General features: G+C 66.7%; 3 protein-coding genes and 2 pseudogenes. 3 read left to right on the forward strand and 2 right to left on the reverse strand.

What is annotated here, in order from left to right; genetic code table 11:
* Positions 1–285 (reverse strand): annotated as a pseudogene (locus tag ACFXGA_RS39765) (hypothetical protein); the annotation flags it as partial.
* A 367-nt stretch (positions 286–652) separates the two neighbouring features.
* Here ACFXGA_RS39765 and ACFXGA_RS39770 point away from each other — a divergent pair.
* Entirely contained in the window at positions 653–1,429 is a 777-nt protein-coding gene (locus ACFXGA_RS39770) for a DUF6544 family protein (RefSeq protein ID WP_378098246.1), read from the forward strand.
* 674 nt (positions 1,430–2,103) lie between these two features.
* Here ACFXGA_RS39770 and ACFXGA_RS39775 read toward each other — a convergent pair.
* Positions 2,104–2,307: a hypothetical protein gene (locus tag ACFXGA_RS39775; protein ID WP_378098249.1), complete on the reverse strand. Its 204-nt coding sequence runs from the start codon at positions 2,305–2,307 to the stop codon at positions 2,104–2,106.
* A 270-nt stretch (positions 2,308–2,577) separates the two neighbouring features.
* On the opposite strand from ACFXGA_RS39775, the gene ACFXGA_RS39780 reads away from it, so the two are divergent.
* Together ACFXGA_RS39780 and ACFXGA_RS39785 are read left to right on the forward strand one after the other, a co-directional pair.
* The gene (locus ACFXGA_RS39780) at positions 2,578–3,519 is read left to right on the forward strand and encodes a hypothetical protein (protein WP_378098251.1); all 942 of its coding nucleotides are present in this window, start codon (positions 2,578–2,580) and stop codon (positions 3,517–3,519) included.
* Positions 3,516–4,054: pseudogene (locus ACFXGA_RS39785) on the forward strand (hypothetical protein); the annotation flags it as partial. The gene ACFXGA_RS39780 and the pseudogene ACFXGA_RS39785, both read left to right, overlap by 4 nt.

Genomic DNA, 4,054 nt, shown 5'->3' on the forward strand with positions numbered 1-4,054 from the left:
GTCCGCGGCGACGCCGATCGCGTAGCCGCGCATCGAGTCGGGCAGAGTCCTGCCGATGTCGTCGATGCGGCCGTCACGACCCCATCGCACGACGTGCCACCGGCCCGACTCGGTGTTCGCCTCGCCCGCCACGATCCCGTTGTCGTTCACCGCCGACGCGTAGCTGGCGGTGCCGCCGGGCAGCGTGCCCAGATCGACAACCACCTGGTCGGCCTGCGCCGTCGGGACTGAGAAGGTGGCCAAGACCGCGACGACCGCGGCCAGCGACCAACGACGGATTCTCATCGGAACACCTTCCCGGCCCCGGACGCCGGCCATTCCGGCCCAGTTGCCCGCCAACCATCCCGCGCCCGTCGTCACGGCGACACGTCCGTTCGACCCTTCTTCACCGGGGCATTCGGCCCGCCGCCGGCTACCCGCACCGCATTCGTGCGGAAGCCTGACGTGCGCCACGGCGAGCGGCTCGACGCCGGCCGTCGGCAAGTGATCGTCAGAACGGGATGACGAGCACGGCGGGACCACCGGACAGCACCAGGTGGAGAAGTCCTTGCCCTTGAGGGCGAGGCGGCAGCCGGAAGTCCCCACGCCGTCGTTGCTTTCGTCCCTGCCCGGACTTCCGCCATTCCCCCACGCTGAGAGAGGGAGGTGCACCATGCCGCACACCGACGCCCTGACCGGACCGATCACCGCCCATGACATCGCCCACCTGCCGGAGCTGGCTCAGCGCTACCTGAGGTTCGCGCAGGCGCTTGGCCGTCCCGCGGACCTGTGGTTCCGCGCGACCGTGCCGGGCTTCTTCCGGCTGCGCCCCGACCAGCGCTGGATGGCTTGCATCAGCGAGCAGCACAACAGCGCCGCGGACCTCACGCGCGACTTCCGGATGCGGCTCAGGATGGCCCACCTGATCCCCGTGCAGGCCACCGACGTCTACGCGCACGGGCACGGTCGGATGCGCGCCACCGCCCTGGGCACGTTCACCCTCGCCGACGGACGGGGCACCGCGTACGACCTGAGCGAACTGGTGACGTTCCTCGACGACGCCGTGCTGTTGGCACCATCCATGCTGCTGCGCCTGGCCGTGACGTGGACCGAGGTCGACGACCACGGCTTCGAGCTGACGTTGACCGACAACGGCAACACCGTCACCGGCCGGGTCGTCGTGGACGACCGCGGCGCACCCCGCGAGTTCACCACCGACGACCGCTGGGCCGACCTGCCGGAGGGCTTGGTCAAGACCCGCTGGTCGACTCCGGTCGACGGGTGGTGCCTGGTCGACGGGCGCATGCGCCCGCGACGCGGCACCGCCGTGTGGCACCTACCCGACGGACCGTTCGCCTACGCCCAGTTCGACTACGTCAACGCCGACATCACCCACGGATCCGAGCCGCCCGACGGTCGGAACGACATCGCCCCTCCGCCAAGCCGCTGACGCCGCCACCGCGCTGTCACCCCCTCGGGTAAGTCTCGCGGAGCCGGATTCCGCCTCCTCGGCGGTGCGCACCGTCCGGGCCGCCCTCAGGGAACGGCGGCAGACGCGGGTGGACCGCCACGACGGCGACGGCGAAGTTGCTGTGTCGGTGGGCGGCCCGCAGGGTCGTGCCGATGGCGATGCCGGAACTCCCACCACACGTGCCCGCCTTGGCCTGGTTGACGCCCTCCCGCGGACCGCCTCGGGTGCCCCGACACCGACCGGAATCTTCAAGACGGTGCCCGAACTGCTGCCAGCGCGCAGGTCGCATTCGCACCACCCCGCCGCCACCACCGCCGAGCCCGGGGACCACCAGGATGAACCTCCAACCACTGCCACCGCCCAGGCCCCGACGACGTGCACCATGACGCACTGGTCGAAGCGGACCAGGGCGTCACCGTGCCGTTGCGGGCCGATGCCAGTGTGAAGGGTGCTGCGGGTGGCTCGCGAAAAGGCGGGGCGCGCAGGTTGTGGACGTGCTGGAGGACGGTGACCGGATCGCGCGTCACCAACACGACGACGTGATACAGCGGACGCGATCGGTCGGCCTCGATCTTCAATCGTCTCGCCATGTCCGGCGCGGCCCACTGTACGGAGCCTCTGTCCTCGCTTCAGTTCGCCCCCCACAGTACCGATCAGATGAGCATGCCCAGTCGGTACATGATCGCCACCACTCCGACCAGGCCGGCGCCCAGCGTGCCGCTGCCCCAGACGTAGCCGAACATGCGGATCGCGTCGGCGCGTCGCTTCGCATCGGCGGAGGTCGTGACGACGGTGACCAGCCGCCAACCAAGGATCGCCGAGAACACCGCATACCCGACGACGATCAGACCCAGCATCTCGATACCTCACCTCACGCGATCGTGGCCGGGGTGCCGGCTTCGGCGAGGCATAGGTGTCGGAGCAACCGAATGGTAACGGGGACTCTGTCGATCGGGGAACGCCGAAAAGATCTTGGAAGTTTCCGTTACCTGCGGACGGGAGGCCGACCTAACAGAGGGTCGTGTACGTAGGCATCTCCCGGACACCGGCGCCTCCACCTGCGGCGTCGCCGCAGACGGAGATGCGTGGAGCGTTCCGCAGGAGCTCTGAATGCCTATTGCAGGAGGGTGGAGGTCATGGAGGCGGGCGATCAGCCGGGTGGGCAGCCACCGCGGCCGGACGGCCCCTCGGACCTACAACCGGACGACCAGGGCGCGACCGCCGTCGATCGACCCGGCGAGCCGAGTGACGCGATGGACATCGACACCTTCGATGCGTACGGCTTCGACGAGTCCGTGCTCGACAGCCTCGACCAGGAGAGCGGTGACTCCGAGGCAGGACAACGTGCCGCGCTAGCGGAGCGGTTGGAGCGCACGATGCAGGAGTTCGACCTGATCGAGACGCTGCGCGCAGCCAACTTCACCGGGCCTCGCTACGAGGCGCTCACCGCCGACCTGGCCGCATACGGTCTCAATGTGACGGATTCTTGGATCCGACGGCGGATCATCTATGCGAAAAGCGCCCAGCGTGGTCGGCCAGTGCATTGTGAGGATTTCGTGCGCGAACACCTGGCCACCGCCGCAGACGACAGAAGTAGCCTTGCCGGAGAAATTGTTGCTCACGCTCTGGTATTCTTCGGCGACTACGCGCTCCGGCGAGAAAAATGGTCTCCGCTCGGCGGCGCAGGACTCCGCACATTCTTCATCGGTGCGTGCGTCGCCGTGTTCGCCAATGTTTTCCGCGCTTGGCATAAGGAGTTCCGCAACGCGTTGAAGGCGCAACCGTGCGGCGTAGGAGGTGAGCGCGATGACATCCCGCTACAAATCTTAGACCACTCGAACGGTAGCGATCCCGGCGACCTCGTAGTGAGCGAGCAATGGGTCAGCGGTCATCTCGCCAAGATTGCGAAGGAAAACCTGCGACACGCTCTCGATGCGATCGCGCGCCGTGGTGCAACATACGCCGAGATCGGACAAGAGCTTGGCATGCCTTCAGCCACAGTGAAGATGATGGTTGTGCGATACCGCAAGGAACAGGTCCGTCGGCGAGCGAATCGAGGAAGGCCGTGAACCGCATCCGCCTAGGTCAGGCCGCCCACCGGCCCCTTAATGTGACATTGGTTGTGCAATTGTGCGCCATCCTCGAGCAGCAGCAAGAACACTCTCCGGACCCGGAGCGTCAGAAGTTCATCCGCAAATTGCGCCGAATCCGAAATCAACTGATTCACGCACCGAGCACAACACTCACGGAAAGTCGGGACGTCGCCGAGGTGATGGACTATCTCCAGCGTGTCGACCGGACCACGTTGGGCACTTCGGCAGCGAAAGCGACGCGGCACAGGATGCAGCCTGATTTGATCGCATCAGTGTTGCGACGAGCACATGACCTGCAGCCTCGCGGGTCTACACCCCTGCCGCTCACAAATCCCATCGACCGATCTGAAACCGCGAAATCGCCGCTCATCAAGTTCCAGTTGTTGGGTCCGTTGGAGGTGTGGCACGAGGGCACTCGGGTCCCGCTGGGCGACCAACAGCAGCGGTACGTCCTCGTCGTGCTGCTGCTGCACGCGAACAAACCGGTGTCCACCGACAAGCTGACCGACAT

Source organism: Actinosynnema sp. NPDC059335, from assembly GCF_042752395.1.
In the GTDB taxonomy this organism is placed as follows: domain Bacteria; phylum Actinomycetota; class Actinomycetes; order Mycobacteriales; family Pseudonocardiaceae; genus Actinosynnema.

Excerpts from the sequence above, each read along its gene's own strand:
- ACFXGA_RS39770 (WP_378098246.1), top strand. The coding sequence starts at position 653 with ATGCCGCACACCGACGCCCTGACCGGACCGATCACCGCCCATGACATC.
- ACFXGA_RS39775 (WP_378098249.1), bottom strand. The coding sequence starts at position 2,307 with ATGCTGGGTCTGATCGTCGTCGGGTATGCGGTGTTCTCGGCGATCCTT.